The 16,519-nt window shown below is 72.4% G+C and carries 15 protein-coding genes; 2 read left to right on the top strand and 13 right to left on the bottom strand.

Annotation, left to right across the window (positions count from 1 at the left end):
- The 5 genes from ACWFR3_RS42055 to ACWFR3_RS42035 are packed head-to-tail and all read right to left on the bottom strand — an operon-like array spanning nucleotide 1 to nucleotide 4,631.
- A complete protein-coding gene (locus ACWFR3_RS42055) occupies nucleotides 1-522 on the bottom strand; it encodes a cupin domain-containing protein (protein WP_453740004.1) in 522 nt (173 codons plus the stop codon).
- A 35-nt stretch (nucleotides 523-557) separates the two neighbouring features.
- Nucleotides 558-1,349, bottom strand: coding sequence for an alpha/beta fold hydrolase (locus ACWFR3_RS42050; RefSeq protein WP_453740015.1), 792 nt, complete (start codon nucleotides 1,347-1,349; stop codon nucleotides 558-560).
- 8 nt (nucleotides 1,350-1,357) lie between these two features.
- Entirely contained in the window at nucleotides 1,358-2,155 is a 798-nt protein-coding gene (locus tag ACWFR3_RS42045; protein WP_453740003.1) for an aspartate dehydrogenase domain-containing protein, read from the bottom strand.
- Nucleotides 2,152-3,120: a VOC family protein gene (locus ACWFR3_RS42040; RefSeq protein WP_453740002.1), complete on the bottom strand. Its 969-nt coding sequence runs from the start codon at nucleotides 3,118-3,120 to the stop codon at nucleotides 2,152-2,154. The genes ACWFR3_RS42045 and ACWFR3_RS42040 overlap by 4 nt, the downstream gene beginning before the upstream one ends.
- Nucleotides 3,121-3,143: 23 nt before the next feature.
- Nucleotides 3,144-4,631, bottom strand: a complete 1,488-nt coding sequence (locus ACWFR3_RS42035) for an aldehyde dehydrogenase (protein ID WP_453740001.1) — start codon at nucleotides 4,629-4,631, stop codon at nucleotides 3,144-3,146.
- Nucleotides 4,632-4,953: 322 nt separating this feature from the next.
- On the opposite strand from ACWFR3_RS42035, the gene ACWFR3_RS42030 reads away from it, so the two are divergent.
- Nucleotides 4,954-6,345, top strand: a complete 1,392-nt coding sequence (locus tag ACWFR3_RS42030) for an MFS transporter (RefSeq protein WP_453740000.1) — start codon at nucleotides 4,954-4,956, stop codon at nucleotides 6,343-6,345.
- Between the two features lie 270 nt (nucleotides 6,346-6,615).
- On the opposite strand, the gene ACWFR3_RS42025 is transcribed toward ACWFR3_RS42030, so the two are convergent.
- From ACWFR3_RS42025 to ACWFR3_RS41990, 8 genes are read right to left on the bottom strand one after another with little or no spacing between them, the layout of a single operon-like run.
- On the bottom strand, nucleotides 6,616-7,410 hold the full coding sequence (locus ACWFR3_RS42025; RefSeq protein ID WP_453739999.1) for an FAD-binding oxidoreductase: 795 nt from the start codon (nucleotides 7,408-7,410) through the stop codon (nucleotides 6,616-6,618).
- Complete coding sequence (locus ACWFR3_RS42020; RefSeq protein ID WP_453740014.1) at nucleotides 7,403-8,014, bottom strand: sulfite oxidase-like oxidoreductase; 612 nt, start codon at nucleotides 8,012-8,014, stop codon at nucleotides 7,403-7,405. Before ACWFR3_RS42020 ends, ACWFR3_RS42025 begins: the two co-directional genes overlap by 8 nt.
- Nucleotides 8,015-8,016: 2 nt before the next feature.
- A complete protein-coding gene (locus ACWFR3_RS42015) occupies nucleotides 8,017-9,408 on the bottom strand; it encodes an amidohydrolase (RefSeq protein WP_453739998.1) in 1,392 nt (463 codons plus the stop codon).
- 49 nt (nucleotides 9,409-9,457) lie between these two features.
- A complete protein-coding gene (locus ACWFR3_RS42010; RefSeq protein WP_453739997.1) occupies nucleotides 9,458-10,231 on the bottom strand; it encodes a nucleoside phosphorylase in 774 nt (257 codons plus the stop codon).
- Entirely contained in the window at nucleotides 10,228-11,127 is a 900-nt protein-coding gene (locus tag ACWFR3_RS42005; RefSeq protein WP_453739996.1) for an ABC transporter permease, read from the bottom strand. The genes ACWFR3_RS42010 and ACWFR3_RS42005 overlap by 4 nt, the downstream gene beginning before the upstream one ends.
- Entirely contained in the window at nucleotides 11,124-12,224 is a 1,101-nt protein-coding gene (locus ACWFR3_RS42000; RefSeq protein WP_453739995.1) for an ABC transporter permease, read from the bottom strand. Before ACWFR3_RS42000 ends, ACWFR3_RS42005 begins: the two co-directional genes overlap by 4 nt.
- The gene (locus ACWFR3_RS41995; protein ID WP_453739994.1) at nucleotides 12,224-13,912 is read right to left on the bottom strand and encodes an ABC transporter ATP-binding protein; all 1,689 of its coding nucleotides are present in this window, start codon (nucleotides 13,910-13,912) and stop codon (nucleotides 12,224-12,226) included. The genes ACWFR3_RS42000 and ACWFR3_RS41995 overlap by 1 nt, the downstream gene beginning before the upstream one ends.
- On the bottom strand, nucleotides 13,896-14,969 hold the full coding sequence (locus ACWFR3_RS41990) for a BMP family ABC transporter substrate-binding protein (protein WP_453739993.1): 1,074 nt from the start codon (nucleotides 14,967-14,969) through the stop codon (nucleotides 13,896-13,898). The genes ACWFR3_RS41995 and ACWFR3_RS41990 overlap by 17 nt, the downstream gene beginning before the upstream one ends.
- Before the next feature lie 348 nt (nucleotides 14,970-15,317).
- Between ACWFR3_RS41990 and mtnA the strand changes: the two genes are divergently transcribed.
- Complete coding sequence (mtnA, locus tag ACWFR3_RS41985; protein ID WP_453739992.1) at nucleotides 15,318-16,385, top strand: S-methyl-5-thioribose-1-phosphate isomerase; 1,068 nt, start codon at nucleotides 15,318-15,320, stop codon at nucleotides 16,383-16,385.
- Nucleotides 16,386-16,519 lie beyond the last annotated feature (134 nt).

Raw genomic sequence — 16,519 nt, 5'->3', positions numbered from 1 at the left:
TCAGTCACGGGTGACGCCGTGCATCGGCGAGTGCTCGGGGTAGGTCGGGACCTGCGGCTTCTGCGTGCCGATGACGACGCAGAAGAGCGCGTCGGTGTCGCCCTCGTTCTTCAGGGAGCGCGCCACGCCCGCCGGGACGACGATCATGTCGCGGTAGCCGAGCGTGCGGTACTCGGCCTCGCCCGAGCCCCGGTGGATGCCCACCTTGACCTGGCCCTCCAGGACGAAGAAGGCCTCCTCGACGTCGTGGTGGGTGTGCTCGGGGCCCTCGGCGCCGGGCGGGAGCAGCATGTTGGAGAAGGTGAAGCCGCCGGAGGGCAGGATGCGGCTGTCGTTCTCGTGGTTGCCGGTCGCGCCGGAGCCGACGTAACGGATCTGCCCGCGGCGGTACTGCGGGCCCGCCTTCTCCTGGAAGGAGAGCGTGCTGAAGTCCGCGACACGGGACTCCTTGGTGGCGATCAGCGAGTCGGTGTACTTGCCGAGGTCGCCGCCGTTGTCGTACTCGGTGGTGGTCAGAGGCATGGCGGGGCTCCTTCGTAGAGGTGTTCGGGGATTTCTCAGAGGTGTTCGGGGATGCGGGCTGTGATGCGGAGGTGGGAGAGGACCCAGGCGTTGAACGCCTCGGGCCGCTCCTGATTGGCCAGGTGACCGGCGTCCTTGACGATCACGTAGGCGGTCTTGTGCAGGGCCCCGGCGATGGCCTGGGAGGCCTCGACGCCGGTGACCCGGTCCTGGTCGCCGCAGAGGACGAGGGCGGGCGCGGTGATGGCGGGGATCTCGGCGCGCAGGTCGGCTCCGGCCATGGACTCGGCGGCGTACGCGTATCCGGGCAGGCGTACGGACGCGGCCATGGTGTCGACGACCCGTCGTACGAGCTGCGGGGGCGCGTCCGGTGACACGAGCCGGGGCCCGCGCCGCTCGGCGAACGCCTGCGGCCCCAGTTCCGCGAGCTCGGCGGCCCGCTGCCGCATGGCGTCGGCCTTCACGGGGTCGGTGCCGGAACCGGCGCTGGAGTCCGCGACGATCAGCGAATCGACGAGGCCGGGGTGCCGGGACGCGAGGCGAAGGGCGATCACCCCGCCCCACGAGACGCCGAGGACGTGGGCGCTCGCGCCGCGTTCCCGGATGAGACCGGCAGCCGCGTCGGCGTAGCCGTCCAGGTCCAATGGCTGAGACGGATCGGCGGACTTGGCGTACCCGGGAGCGTCCCAGGCCACGACCCGCACATACGCGGAGAGCTCGGCGAGCTGCGGCGCGAAGGCGGCGGACGAGGAGCCGATGCCGTGCAGGCAGAGCAGCAGCGGCCCGGCGGTCCCCGCCTCCTCGACGTGGACGGCGGGGGCGGTCACAGGGGCGGTCACAGGATCTGCCCCGTCCGGCCCGCGAGCGCCGCGAGGCTGCGCAGGACCGCGTACGGCACGACCTGGCTGGTGGCCGGGTTGACCGGGTCCGGCAGATGCGCGACCTCGAAGCGGTACGAGCCGTGCGCGCCGGACGCCTCCACGACGTGCCGCGTGTGGTGGGCGCCGGGATCGGCGACGACCCGGACCCGCACAGCGTCCAGGTCGCCGACGGCGAGGGCGACCGAAGCCGCGACGTTCGTCGACTTGGGGAACTTCACGGGGACGTCGCGCGCGGTCCCGGACATGACCTCGACCGGGCCGGTCGCCGTCCGCATCCGGGACAGCAACTCCGCTTCCATCCAGGGCTGTTCGAGCGTGGACGGCAACTTGGTCGTGGTCAGCCGCACCTCGTCGAGCGGCCCGAGCGACCGCACCGCCTGGAGCAGATCGAGTCCGCCGACCGCGCCCCCGGTGAAGTACACCCGGCCGGGCCCGGCGGCCAGGAGCCGTTTGGAGAGCTCCTCGTCGGTGAGCGCACCGGTCGATGCGACCAGCAGATCGGTCCCGGAGGCCAGGACGCGCTCGCCCCATTCCCGTACGACACCCTGGCCCGCCGCCTCCACGATGAGATCGCAGCGCTCCATGGCCTCGTCGAAGGAGACCTGCGGGGCGGGGGCGCTGTCGCCGAGCGGACGGTTGTCGACGAGACACGTCAACTCGGCTCCGGTCACGCGGTGTTCGGCGAGCGCGGTACCGACGACACGGCCGATCGCGCCCCAGCCGACGATGCCGACCTTGCGTACGGCGCTCATGCCTGGACCTCCGGGGTTTCGGTGCGGGACAGCGGGCCGGGGTCGGGCGCCCCCGCCATGTGGCAGCGGATCTCCTTCGACGGCGGCCCGGCCGTCCCCCACAGGTCGGACAGCTCGGGCACCCGCCGCCAGACGCGGGCGATCCACGCGTCCTCGACGATCTGCGCGACCTCGGAGGTGTACTCGCAGACGAGCCCGGAGGGGTCGGTGAAGTAGGAGAAGGTGTTGTTCCCGGGGCCGTGCCGTCCCGGCCCCCACTGCGGGTCGATCCCGTGGTGCCGCAGCCGGCCCAGACCCCGCATGAAGTGGTCGACCGAGCTCATCTCGTAGGCCACGTGGTTGAGCGAGGCCCACTCCGCCTGGTTGAAGGCGATGCAGTGGTGGTCGGCGTTGCAGCGCAGGAACGCCATCTGGTGCTCGGACCAGTCGGAGACGCGCAGGCCGAGGACATCGCGGTAGAAGGCGACGGAGGCGTCGATGTCCGCCGTGTTGAGCACCGCGTGCGTCACGCCGACCGGCACGGCACCGTCCCGGCCGCGCGGCGCGACCGCGTGCACCTCGGCGCTGATCTCGATCAGGCGGTGCTCGGGGTCGGTGAAGCGCAGGCCGTAGCCGCCGCCGACCTGGTCGAGCGGCCCGGGCCCTGCGACCGGTGTGATGCCGCGCGCGAGGAGCCTGCGGGCGGCCTCGTCGACCTCGTCGGGCGTGCCCACCGCGAAGGAGAGCTTGCCGAGGCCGACGCGGTCGGCGCGGGTGAGCTGCAGGGCATGGTGCTCGGCGCCGGTGCCGCGCAGCCAGGCGGCCGTGCCGCGCTCGGACTCGACGGTCTCCAGGCCCCAGACCTCCTGGTAGAAGTCGGCGGCCTCGGTGAACGAGGGGGTGAGGAGCTCGACGGAGCGCAGGGCGCGCAGCCGGGCGATCGGCGGCCGGGCGACGGCCGGTGGGGCGGGTGTGGGTCGGGACATGACCTGCTCCAGAGGTACGGGGTTCAGTTGGCCCAGGGGAGAGGCGCGTCGGTGACGCCCCAGTACAGGGACTTCTGGCGCTGATAGGCGCGGATGCCGTCGCGGCCCTTCTCGCGGCCGAGGCCGCTCTCCTTCATGCCGCCGAAGGGCGTGGCGATGCTGAACTGCTTGTAGGTGTTGATCCAGACCGTGCCCGCGTCCACGCGCCGTGCGATCCGCCAGGCGGCCCGGTGGTCGCGGGTCCAGATGCCGCAGGCGAGGCCGTAGACACTGTCGTTGGCCTGCCGTACGAGGTCGTCCTCGTCGTCGAAGGGCAGCGCGACCAGGACGGGTCCGAAGATCTCCTCCTGGCAGGTGCGCGAGGAGTTGGGGAGCCCGTCGAGGACGGTGGGCAGGTAGTACGCCCCGTCCCGGAACTCGGCACCCCGGGGCACACCCCCGCCGCACAGCACTCGCGCACCTTCCTCGCGGGCGAGATCGACGTACGAGGCGACGGAGTCCCGGTGCTTGTGGTGGACGAGGGGTGCCACTTGGGTATCGGGAGAGGTCCCCGGCCCGATGCGCAGCTTCTCCACGCGCCGGACCAGTTCGCCGACGAACTCCTCGTACAGCTCGCGGGCGACGAAGAGCCGTGATCCCGCGATGCAGGACTGGCCGCTGGAGGAGAAGACGCCGAACATCACGCCGGCCAGGGCCTGCTCGATGTCGGCGTCGGCGAGGACGACCGTCGGCGACTTGCCGCCCAGTTCGAGCGAGGCGGGCATCAGCTTCTCGGCCGCCGCGTGCGCGAGCGTACGGCCCGTGCTCGTGCCGCCGGTGAAGGTGACCTTGCCGACGCGCGGATCGCGGACGATCGCGTCCCCGACGATGCTGCCGCGCCCGGTGAGCACGGACAACAGGCCTGCGGGAAGGCCGAGTTCGACCAAAGCGCGGGTGATCAGGCGGCCGAGCGCCAGGGAGACGAGCGGGGTCCACTCGGCGGGCTTGAGCAGGACCGCGTTGCCGCCCGCGAGCGCCGGGGCGAGCTTCTGGGCGTCGCTGGCGACGGGGGAGTTCCAGGGGTTGATCGCGCCGACGACGCCGATCGGCTCGTACACGCTCAGCGTCACGTAGTCGCCGCGCGAGGGCGTGATGGCCTCCTCGGCGGTCTCCAGGGCGGCGGCCGTGTAGCGGAAGGTGGCCGCCGCGCTGCCCACCAGGGCGCGGGTCTCGGCGAGCGCCTTGCCCGTGTCGGCGGTCTGCAGTGCGGCGAGGTCGTCCGCGGACTCCTCGATCAGCTCGGCGACGCGGTGCAGGAGCAGGGCGCGCCGGTGGGGCAGGAGATCGCGCCAGCGCGGGGCGGCGGCGGCCGTGGCCGCCGCCCGTGCCGCTTCGGCGACCTCGTCGGGGGTGACCGCGTGGACGGTGGCGATGACGCGGCCGGTGGCCGGGTCGACGGTGTCGGCCGGGGCGCCCGCGCCGCGTCGCCACTCACCCGCGATGAGTGCTTCGTCGGCTGGGATGCGGAGCATGGGGGCCTCCTGGCGGAACGGGACGGGGTCGAACGAAACCTGACCGCAGGGGACTTGAGGGGCGGGTCCGTGGCGGTCGCTGAGCCTTCTTCGGTAAGCGCTAGAAATCTAAGGGCTTAAATATCTGGAGCGCAAGACCCACCCGTCGACGGTCTTCGAGGATTTCCCCTGTGGAGACTCTTGACGGGCTCCGGTGTCGGGACGGTACAACTTAAGCGCTTAGAAACTTTGCGCTTACTCGCTTCTTGGCTTGAGTTTCCCCAGACTCCGTGGCCGTCGCGTTCCCCCGCTCACCCCGCCCCCTCAGCAGCGGAGTTCCCGCATGACGATCGACGCATCCCCGGACCGAGCGGTCCGGGCCGCCATAGCCGCTCGCTTCGAGCGGCTCCCCCTGTGCCGCTGGCACGTCACCGTCCGGCTCATCGTGGGCGCGGTCACCTTCTTCGAGGCCTTCGACCAGCTCCTGATCGCCTACGCCCTGCCGCAACTGCGCGAGGAGTGGGACCTCAGCACCTCCGCCGCGACGCTGCTGCTCACCGTCGGCTCGATCGGCATGCTGATCGGGGCGCTGCTCTCCGGGCGCCTCGCGGACCGGATCGGCCGGGTGAAGGTCATCGCGCTGTGCGTGGCGGTGTCCAGCGTCGCCAACCTCGCCCTGTCCGTCGCCACGTCACCCGACGCGTTCATGGCGCTGCGGTTCGTCCAGGGCCTGGCGATCGGGGGCGAGGTGCCGGTGGCGGCGACGTTCATCGCCGAGATCACCCGCAGCCACCGGCGCGGCCGTTTCGTGCTCCTCTACGAGCTGGTGTTCCCCGCGGGCCTCACGGTGGGCGCCCTTGTCGCGGCCTGGGTGGTGCCGATCCTGGGCTGGCGCTGGATGTACGCCCTCGCCGCGCTGCCCGGCCTGCTCTGCATCCTCGTGCAGCGCAAGGTGCCCGAGTCGCCGCGGTGGCTCGCGGATCACGGCAGGACGGAGGAGGCGGCGAAGGTGATGTCCGGGATCGAGGCGGAGGTCGAGCGGATCACGGGGAAACCGTTGCCCGCGGTTCCTGAGATGCCTGCGGATGCGTTGCCCGTTGCCGCTCCGGGGGAGTCCGCTTCCGGGCTGCGCGGTCTGTTCACCGGGCGCTACCGGCGCCGGACCCTGGTGATCGGCGTGCTCTGGTTCACCGGCTACTTCGTCAACTACGGCATCACGTCCTGGCTCCCGACGATCTACCAGAACCGCTATGACCTCTCCCTCTCCGACGCGCTCCTCTACTCCACGGTGACGTCCTGCGCGGGGCTGATCGGCTGCCTCGTCGCCGCGCTCACGGTCGACGGGCTCGGGCGGCGGAAGGTCATCACGGGGTGTCTGGGCGGGGCGGCGCTGATGCTGGTGGCGCTTGCGGCCGTCGGCGCGGACACGCCGGTTCAGGTCTTGGTGTGGACCTCGCTGGCTGCGGTCTTCTTCTTCGGCTCCAACATCTGCCTGTACCTGTACACGCCGGAGCTCTTTCCTACGCGGATGCGGGCGCTGGGGAGCAGTCTCGGGGGTGCGATGAACCGGCTCGGGGTGATTCTCGGGCCGATCGTGGTGGGGGTCGTCTATGCGGGTGGGAATGTCTCCACGGTGTTCGTGATGCTGGGGGCTGTGGCGCTGGTGGGGGCTGTGGTGGCGGGGGTGGGGGCGGAGGAGACTGCCGGGCGGCGCTTGGAGGAGGTCTCGCCGTAGCGGGGGCGCCTGCGGCGGGCTTTTTCCCCAACCCCGCCCCTTCCCGAAAACCCGCTCGGCGCGGGGGCCCAGTGCCTTGTGCGTACCGCAATCACCGGCTCCGCCGCGTTCGTCCTCAAACGCCGGACGGGCTGAATGATGTCGGCCGGGCTGGATGGTTCCAGCCCGTCCGGCGTTTGAGGACATCTTGTCGGGGGTCCAGGGGGCGGAGCCCCATGGTTTCGGGAAGGGGCGGGATTGGGGAGAGCCCCGCAGGGAACGCCTTGACCTCTACCCGAAGCGCTCGATGCGGATCCGGTCCACCGGCTGGCCCCCGGCCACCAGCAGGCGCGACGCATGCTCGGCGAAGCCGTTCGAGCCGCAGATGTACGCCTCCCAGCCCCCCTCGGGCTGAGCGGGGCCGAGGAACGGCGCCAAGTGCTCGGCGTTCAGCCGGCCCTCCGTCCGCGTGAGGACGACCGTGGTCTCGTCCCCGTACTCCTCCGCGTAGATCAGATCCTCCGGCGTACGCGCCGAGACGACGAGCCGCAGCGGCACCGGCCGCCCCGCCCCGCGCCAGTGCCGCAGCATCGACATCAGCGGGACCACACCGGAGCCCGCCCCGAGGAGCAGCGCGGGACGGTCGCCCGGCCAGGCGAAGAACCCGGACAGCGGCCCCCGCACCTCCACCACGTCACCGACGCGGGCGACCGTGTGCAGATGCCCGGACACCTCGCCGCCCGGCACGTGGTCCAGGGTCAGCTCGATCTCGGCGCCCTCGGGGCCCGCTTCCTCGGGAGGAGAAGCGATCGAGTAGTGGCGCTGGGCCACGTACCCGTCCGGGGCCGTAAGACGCAGCATCAGATGCTGGCCCGGCAGATGCCCCTGCCAGTGGGGCACCTTCAGCCGGAAGCTGGACACCGTGCCCGCCGCGTTCTCGCGCCGGACGTCCACCACCACGGCCCGCTGCCACTCCGCCGCCGCGCGATTGCTCACCGCGATCCGGCCGGGCACGGCGAACCGCGTCGGGGGCACGAAAGTCCCGGTCCCGGCAGTCCCGGTCCCAGTGGTCACGGACTCAGTCACCGGAGTAACGCTCCTCCCGCCAGGGGTTCCCCCGCTGGTGGTAGCCGTTCTGCTCCCAGAAGCCGGGCTCGTCGTGGTCAAGGAGCCGCAGCCCCGCCACCCACTTCGCGCTCTTCCAGAAGTAGAGGTGGGGGACGATCAGGCGCGCCGGGCCGCCGTGCTCGGGAGGCAGCGGGCCGTCCCCGTACTCCCAGACGATCCACGCCTTCCCGCCCGTCACATCCGAGAGCGGCAGGCTCGTGGTGTATCCCGTGTGCGAGTACGCGACGACGTGCGTGGCCTCCGGGCGCGGACCTGCGGCGGCCAGGAACGCGTCCAGACTCGCACCGCCGAAGCGCACCCCGAACTTGGACCAGCTGGTCACGCAGTGGATGTCCCCGCGGTACTCCGACGCGGGCAGCGCGTGCGCCTCGTCCCACGTCCAGGTGTGCGGGTTCGTGACGAGCCCGTCCACGCGGAACGTCCACTCCGCAGGCGTGAGCTCGGGCGTCACCTCGGCGGACAGGACGGGCCAGCCGTCCGCCGCGTCGTACTGCCCGGGAGGCAGCCGCGGGTCGCGGTCGGCGGCGCGGGCGCGGCCGGTGAAGCCGCGGGTGGGTTCGATGGTCATACGGTGCTTGCCACTTCAGACGTGCTTGATTCCGCTTCGCGGGTGCTCGGCGCCGCGGAGGCCGCCGCGTCCCGCAGGGCTCGCAGCGCTCGCTGCTCGTCCAGTGTCTCCAGCGTACGGTCCCGCATCAGGACGCGACCGTCGACGACCGTGTCCCTGACGTCGGACGACGCCGCGGCGTACGCCAGCATCGACCACGGGTCGTGCCGCGGCGTGAGGTGCGGGCGGCTGAGGTCCAGGACGATCAGGTCCGCGCGCTTGCCGGGCTCCAGGGAGCCGAGCTGGTCGCCCAGGCCGAGGGCCCGGGCGGATTCGATGGTCGCCATCCGTACGGCCTGCTCGGCGCCGACCGCCGTCGGATCGCCGCCCGCCTTGTGCACGAGCGCCGCGAGCTTCACCGCGCCGAGGACGTCGAGCGTGTTGGAACTCACCGCGCCGTCCGTGCCGAGGCCCACCGTGACGCCCGCGTCCAGGAGGTCGGGGACGCGCGCTATGCCGCAGCCCAGCTTGAGGTTCGACACCGGGCAGTGCGCGACGGCCGTGCCGGTGCGGGCGATGGCCGCGATCTCCGCGTCCGTGAGGTCGACGGCGTGGGCGAGCAGCGTGTCCGGGCCGAGCACGCCGAGCGAGTCGAGCAGCTCCACGGGACGCATGCCGTGCTGCTCGGTGACCATCTCCACCTCGCCCGCGTTCTCGGCGGCGTGGATGTGCAGCAGCGCGCCGTGCTCGCGGGCGAGCGCGCTGATCGCCGTCAGCTGCTCGGGACCCAGGGTGTACGCGGAGTGCGCGAAGATCACCGGGCGGGCGCCCGGCGCCGGGGTGCGGGCGGCCAGGTCCGCCGCCGCCCAGCCGAGCCGGTCGGCGTAGGCGCGGCCGTCCGGCGGGCCCGGTACGTCCATGAACGTGGGGCCCGTCAGCAGGCGCCATCCGGCGTCGCGGGCCACGGCCTCGGCCGCCTCGTGGAACCAGTACATGTCGAGCGCGGTGGTGACCCCGCCCCGTACGGACTCGGCGATCGCGCCCCCGATGCCCGCCGTCACTGTCTCCGGGGAGAGCTGCTCCGCCTCCGCCGGGATCACGCGCTCCAGGAAGCCCTGCAGCGTGACATCGTCCGCGATGCCGCGGAACAGGGTCATCGCCAGGTGCGTGTGCGTGTTGATGAGACCGGGCATGACCAGACACCCACGGGCGTCGAGCTCGTCGGCGGCGTCGTAGGCGGCGCGCAGCCGCCCGGCCGGGCCGACCTCGACGATCCGTCCGTCGCGGACGGCGACGGCACCGTCCGTCACGACCGTGCCCGACGCGTCGACGGTGAGGACGTCGCCGCCGTGGACCAGGAGGTCTATGGAGCCGCCCCGGTCCTGGGCCGGCAGGTCAGTGGGGTGCATCGCTTCAGTTCTCCGTGAGGTCGTTCGGGGCGGTCGGTTCGCGCGCGGCTCAGTGCTCCGTCGAGGCCAGCAGGCGCAGGGCGTCCAAGGCTATCCGGGAGCCCCGGTCGACCCCCTCGGCGACCACGTCGCGGTGCGGGTTGTAGCCGCCGGTGGCTTCCTCGTCGACGAGTTCATCGGCGTTGGCGCCGTCGACGACCAGCGCCCCGCCCGCCGTGAGGCCGTGCGTGGGGGCGAAGACGTACAGCGCCGAGAGCTCCATCTCGATGGCCGCGATCCCGGCGGCCGCGTACGCCTCGCCCGGCAGCGGCAGGAAGCCCGGCTGGAACGCGGCCCGCGTCCACACCACGCCGCGGTGGTACGGGGCGTCGGCCGCGCGGGCCGCGCGCTGGAGTGCGATGACCGCCTCCGGGGTCGCGAACGCCGGGTACTCGGCGGGGATCAGCTGCTGGGTCACGCCGTCGTCGCGTACCGCCGCGTCCGCGATGACCAGGTCGCCGTCGCGGATGCCGGGGCGGATCGCGCCCGCCGTGCCGAGCCGCAGGATGGTGGTGACGCCGGCCTCGGCCAGCTCCTGGAAGAGGAGGATCGCGCCGGGCGCGCCGACGCCGTGCGAGGCGACGACGACGGGGGTGCCCTGCCAGGTGCCGGTGAAGGTGCGGTACTCGCGGTGGTACGACACCTCCTTCGCGTCGTCGAGGAGGCCGGCGACGGCGGTGGCGCGCGCCGGGTCGCCGACGACGACCGCGCGGGTGGGCAGGCCGGTGCGCGGGACGCGGGTGATGGGCAGCGCGTCGGCGAGCGTACGGGCGTCGGTCGTCATGAGGATGCTCCTACGAGAGGCGTCGTCTTGCGGCGGCGCCTGCGCGCCGTGGACAGGAAGAGGGCGGCCAGCGTCACCACGTACGGGGCGGCGTCGGTCGCCTGTTGCGGCATGCCGAGCCCCTGGAGGCGGAAGCCGACGGCCTCCGCGATGCCGAAGAGCAGCCCGGCGAGCAGGACGCCGAGCGGCAGGGCGCGGCCCAGCATCACGGCGACCACGGCGATCCAACCACGCCCGGCGGTCATGTTCTCGGAGAACAACGTGACGTTCCCGAGGGCGAGTTGGGCGCCCGCGAGGCCGCACAGGACACCGGATACCAGCACGGCGGCGTACTGGTACTTCGCCGGGCTCACCCCCAGCGTCGCCGCCGCGTCGGGTGCCTCGCCGACGCCGCGCAGGCGAAGGCCCCACGGGTGGCGGGCCAGGAACACCGCCGCCACTGCGACGGCGGCCCACGAGAGATAGACGAGGGCGGAGTGTCCGGAGAGCGCCGCCCCGACGAAGGGGACGTCGATGCCGTCGAGCCCGGCCAACTCCGGGTCGGAGAAGGTGCCCTGCACGCCGAAGACCGTACGGAGAAGGAACCCCGTCAGACCGACGGCGAGGAGGTTGAGCGCGACGCCGAGGACGACGGCGTCCCCGCGCAGCGAGATCGTCCCGACGGCCAGGATCATCGAGTACGCCGCCGACGCGAGGGCGGCGAACACGACCCCGAGCCAGGCGCTCCCGGTGAACCAGCTGCCCGCGACGCCGCTGAAGCAGCCGATCAGCATCATGCCTTCGAGGCCGATGTTGAAGACGCCCGCGCGCTCGCAGATCGCGCCGCCGAGTGCGGCGAGGAGGATCGGGGTGAGGGCGAGGAGCGTGGAGTGGAACAGCGCGGAGTCGATGCTCATCGCACGCTCACTTCCTTCGTTTCGATGGGCTCCGGCACGTCGGCGGGCTTCTTCCCGGCCCGCCGCCACGTCAGGTTGAGCCGGGCCGCGAGGAAGACGATGACCACGGCCTGCAGGACCTGCGTCAGCTCGCGCGGCACCTCGGTGGTCCGCTCCATGGCGAGCCCGCCCACTTCGAGCGCCGCGAAGAACAGGGCGGCGAGGGCCGTCCCCACGGGCGCGGCGGCGGCGAGCAGTGCGGCCGTAAGGCCGGTCCAGGTGTGCCCGGCCGCGGTGAGCGACCCGTCGATGAAGCGATAGGGGAAGCTCAGTACGCCGATGGCGCCGACCAGACCCGCGACGGCCCCGGAGAGTGCCATGAGCCGCAGCGTGAGCCGTGGCCTGTCGACACCCGCGTAGGCGGCGAAGCGCGGGTTGAGCCCCGTCATGCGGATTTCGTAACCGGTGGCGGTACGGGCGTCGGCGAACATGAAGACGGCCGCCGCGACGGCCACCAGGAGCAGTCCCACGGTGACGGTCGACGACCCGAAGGCGGGCAGCTCGACGCCGTCCGGCAGCCGTTCGGTCTGCGGAAGGCTCGACCCTTCCTCCTTGAGCGGGAAGCGCGCGAGGTAGGAGGCGAAGGACATCGCCGGATAGCCGAGCAGCAGGCTGCTGACGAGCAGCGGCACCCCGAACCGGTTCTGGCACACCGCGGCGAGCGCGGCGTAGGCGGCGCCGGCCGCCATCCCCGCGAGCAGCGAGGCGACGACGGTGAGCGGCGCGGGCAGCGGGGAGTAGAGCCCGGTGGCGGCCGCGGCGATCCCGCCGAGCACCAACTGCCCGTCCCCGCCGAGGTTGAGCAGCCCCGCCCGCATGGGGATCGCGAGCGCGACGGCGAGGCCGATGATGCTGGTCCCGGTGGTGAGCGTGGACCCGATGCCGTCGGGCCCGAGCGCGCCGCTGACGACGGACCCGTACGCCCCGACGGGATCGGCGCCGGTCCCGATCAGGAAGAGCGCGCCGACGAGTACGGCGGCGACGACGGAGTGCAGCGCGGGCGCACGCAGCACACGCGCGCCGAACGACCCCGTGGTGCCGGGGGTACCAAGGGCCATCAGGGGGTTTCCTTCACGGGGGAGGGCCGGTCGCTCGCTGCGGCGTCGGGTGAGCCCGCTGCTGTAGATCCGTCCGGGTCGGGCGCCCGGCCGGCCGGAGCATCGCTGTCCGGGCGCCCGGTGACCGGGGTGCCGGCGCCTCGCACGTCCACGGCGGCGTTCGCCTCGCCGGCCTCGGGTGTGGCGCCCGCCATGGCGAGGCCAAGAGCGCGTTCGTCCGCATCCTCGCGGGCCAGCTCCGCTGCCACCCGGCCCTCGTACATCACAAGGACGCGGTCCGCGAGACCGCGGATCTCGCTCAGTTCGGCGGACACCATGAGGATCGCGTGGCCCGCGTCGCGGTGGGCGATCAGCTGGTCGTGGATCGTCTGGATGGCGCCGATGTCGACGCCGCGGGTGGGCTGCTCGACGATCAGCAGGGGTGACTCGTGGGCGAGTTCGCGGCCGATCACCAGCTTCTGGAGGTTGCCGCCCGACAGCGAGCCCGCCGTGTGGCGGGACGAGGCCGCCTTGATGCCGAAGCGTTCGATCAGGACGCGCGCGTGCTCGCGGAGCCAGGACGGGCGCAGCAGGCCGTGCCCCCGGTGGTGACCCATCGCCAGGTTCTCCGCGATCGTCGCCGCCGGGGCCGTACCGACCGCCGCGCGGTCCTCGGGGACGTACGCGAGACCCGTTGCGCGGCGCCCCGCGGCCGACGCGTCCGTGATGTCCTGCCCGCAGAGCGTGACCCGCCCGGAGGCGAGCGGACGCAACCCGGCGACGGCTTCGACGAGCTCGCTCTGGCCGTTGCCCGCGACTCCCGCGATGCCCACGATCTCGCCCGCGCGGACGGAGAGGGAGACCTCGCGCACCGCGTCCGTCGACAGCGAGTCGACCGACAGGACCTCGCCGCCCGGCGTGCCCGGCGGATGCACGCGGTCCAGTTCCACGGCGCGGCCGGTCATCGCCGCCGCGATCCCGTCCGCGCTGGTCTCCGCGGTCCGCATCCGCGCCGCGACCCGGCCGTCCCGCAGGACCGTCACCGCGTCGCTGCCCTCCATGACCTCACGCAGCTTGTGGGTGACGAGAAGGACGGTGCGCCCGTCGTCCGCGAGGGAACGCAGTACGCCGAACAGACCGTCGGCCTCCGCAGGGGTCAGGACCGCCGTCGGCTCGTCGAGGATCAGCGTACGAGCGCCGCGGTAGAGGAGCTTGAGGATCTCGACGCGCTGGCGCACGCCCACCGGCAGGTCCCCGACCTTGGCCGCCGGGTCCACCGCGAGCCCGTGCTCGTCGGCGAGCGCACCCACCCGCCGCACGGCTTCCTTCCGGTCCGTCAGACCGAAGCGGCGCGGCTCGGCGGCGTACACGACGTTCTCGGCGACCGTGAACGACGGAAAGAGCTTGAAGCTCTGGTGCACCATGCCCAGGCCCGCCGCGATCGCCTCGCTCGGACTTGCGAACGTCACCTCGCGCCCGTCGAGCAGGATCTGCCCGGCGTCCGGCCGCTGCAGCCCGTACAGGACGGACATCAGCGTCGACTTGCCCGCGCCGTTCTCACCCATCAGCGCGTGGATCTCGCCGCGCGCGACGGTCAGGTCGACGCGGTCGTTGGCGAGGGTGCCGGGAAACTCCTTGGTGATGCCGCGCAGTTCCACGGCGGGGGAGTCGGTGCCGGAGAGGGCGGTGGACTCAGGCCGCGGGGTCATTGACCTTCAGCTTCCCGGCGACGATGTCGTCCCGCAGCGACTCGACGCGCTTCAGTACGTCCTTGTGGTCGGCGATCAGGCACTTGGAGTCCGCGAGCCCCGGCTCGAGCCCGGTCAGCGACATGCCGCCCTCCTTGAGGCCGTACGACACCGTGGTGCCGCCCTTGCCCTTCAGGATCTGCGCGATGCCCTTCTCGACGGCGACATCGGTCTTCTTCAGTACGTTGTCGACGACGACGCCCGGGCTGCCGAGGCACTGGTTCGCGTCGACGCCGTACGCCTCGAAGCCCTTGGCCTTCGCGGCCTGGAAGACACCGGTGTTGCCGCCCGCGGCGGCCGCCATCACCTGGTCGGCCCCGCCGGAACCGAGCGTCGCCCCCTGGTCCTTGGCACGCGCCGCGTCACTGAACGGCGACTGCCCGCCGACGAAGAGCGTGCGGGACTTGACCCCCGCCCGCGCCTTCTTCGCACCGGCCGCGAACGGCTCGCTGTAGCGCCGGAACTGCACGGAGTCGAGGACGACGACGGCTCCGACCTTCTTGCTCTTCGTGAGCAGACCGGCCTCGGCGCCCGCGAGATAGACGGCCTCGTGCTCGCGGAAGACCGCACAGGTGACGTTCTCGTACGTCTTCTTCGTGCACGCGTCGACGAGCAGGAACTGCTGCTTCGGGTGCGCCTCGGCCTGCTGGGCGGCGATGTCGGCGAACTCGAACCCGACGAGTGCGATGACGTCCGGCGCCGAGTCCACGGCCGACTGCACGTTCTGCTGCTGGGAGGAGGTGTCGCTGCTCTGGAACACCTTCGGGGCCCCGGCGCCCTGCGCCTTGGCCGCCGACTTCACGCCGCTGACGGCCAGCTTGAGGAACTCGTTCTGGGCCACCGGGTCGGGCGTGACGAGCGTGAACGACTTGGCTCCTCCGGCATCGCCGTCCGAACCGTCCTTCTTCGCGGCGGCGTTGCAGCCGGTGGCGAGAAGGGCGGCGCCGACGGCGAGCGAGGACAGCCGCAGAGACGTACGACGGGACACGCGAAGGGATCTGCGCAGGGACATGGACATACGGGAGCGCCTTCTCGAAGGAGCCTGGGAGCCCAGGCGGTGGCGGGGAGACCGGTCGGACGTGCGGAGCGAAGCCGCTCAGCGACAACAGCGACAGCAACGGCGACAGCGGCACATTCGGCGGCCGTCGGTCACGGCGGGGCAGCGCATGGAACCAGCGGTGCGCTGGGTTTTCATGGCCGTCCTCCTCGTCCCGTGGGTCGATCCGTCCCGGGTGGCGGTGAGGGTAACACCGGATTTCGGACAGCCGCACGAACGTCTCGAAATATGGTTCGAGCACGTCAGGTACGGTGTCGGCACCCCTCCCCGCATGGCCACAAACGCCCCTATTTCCCCGGAGTTGAGCACATGAGCAGCCAGGACCTGCGCGCGGTCACGTGGACGGCGGCCGCGGAGGGAGACGGCACGCCGGCCCTCTCCCTCATCGACCAGACCGCGCTCCCGCACGCCCTGAACCGCCTCGACGTGACGACCGTCGACGACCTGATCGACGCGATCGTGCGGCTGGTGGTCCGCGGCGCACCGGCGATCGGTGCGGCAGGCGGCTACGGCGTCGCGCTCGCCATGGCGCAGGGCGGGCGGGAGGGCTGGGACCGTGCACGCCTCGACGCGGAGGTGGCACGGGTGCGTGCGGCGCGGCCCACCGCCGTGAACCTGATGGTGTGCGTGGACCGGGTCGCCGCACGCATCGACGCGGGTCCGGCCGCGGTGCTCGCGGAGGCGGACGCGATCGTGCGGGAGGACCTGGAGGCGAACCACGCGATGGGCGCGTACGGCGCCGACTGGCTCCAGAAGCGGATCGCCGTCTCCGGTTCCGGGGAACGCCCGCTGCGCATCCTCACCCACTGCAACACGGGTGCGCTCGCCACGGCGGGCTGGGGGACGGCACTGGGCGTCATCCGCGAACTGCACGGCCGGGGCCGCCTGGAGACGGTCTACGCCGACGAGACCCGCCCCCTCCTCCAGGGCGCGCGGCTCACCGCGTGGGAGCTCGCGCAGGAGGGCATCCCGCACTTCGTCCAGGCGGACGGGGCGGCTGCGGGGACGATCCTGCGGGGTGAGGTGGACGCGGCGATCGTCGGGGCCGACCGGATCGCGGCGAACGGCGACACCGCGAACAAGGTGGGCACCGTGGGGATCGCGCTGGCGTGCGCGTACGCGGGCATCCCGTTCATGGTGGCCGCCCCCACGACGACGGTCGACCTCGCCACGGCGACGGGCTCCGACATCCACATCGAACTGCGGGGCGAGGGGGAGGTCCTGGAGTGGGCCGGCGTGCGCACTGCTCCGGTGGGATCGCGGGGCCACAACCCCGCCTTCGACGTGACACCGGGTTCGCTGGTGACGGCACTCGTGACCGAGCGGGGCGTGCTTGAGGTGGGGGCGGGGGAGCTGCCGGGGGTGGGGCTGGGCTGAGGGCGGTCCCTGCGGGGCTTTCCCCAATCCCGCCCCTCCCCGAAACCATGGGGCTCCGCCCCCTGGACCCCCGAAAGACTGGCCTCAAACGCCGGCCGGGCTGAGATTTCCCCGAGCCGGGGAAATCTCCAGCC

This window comes from Streptomyces sp. NPDC055189 (assembly GCF_053606765.1).
This window is presented reverse-complemented; position numbering and strand designations above follow the sequence as displayed.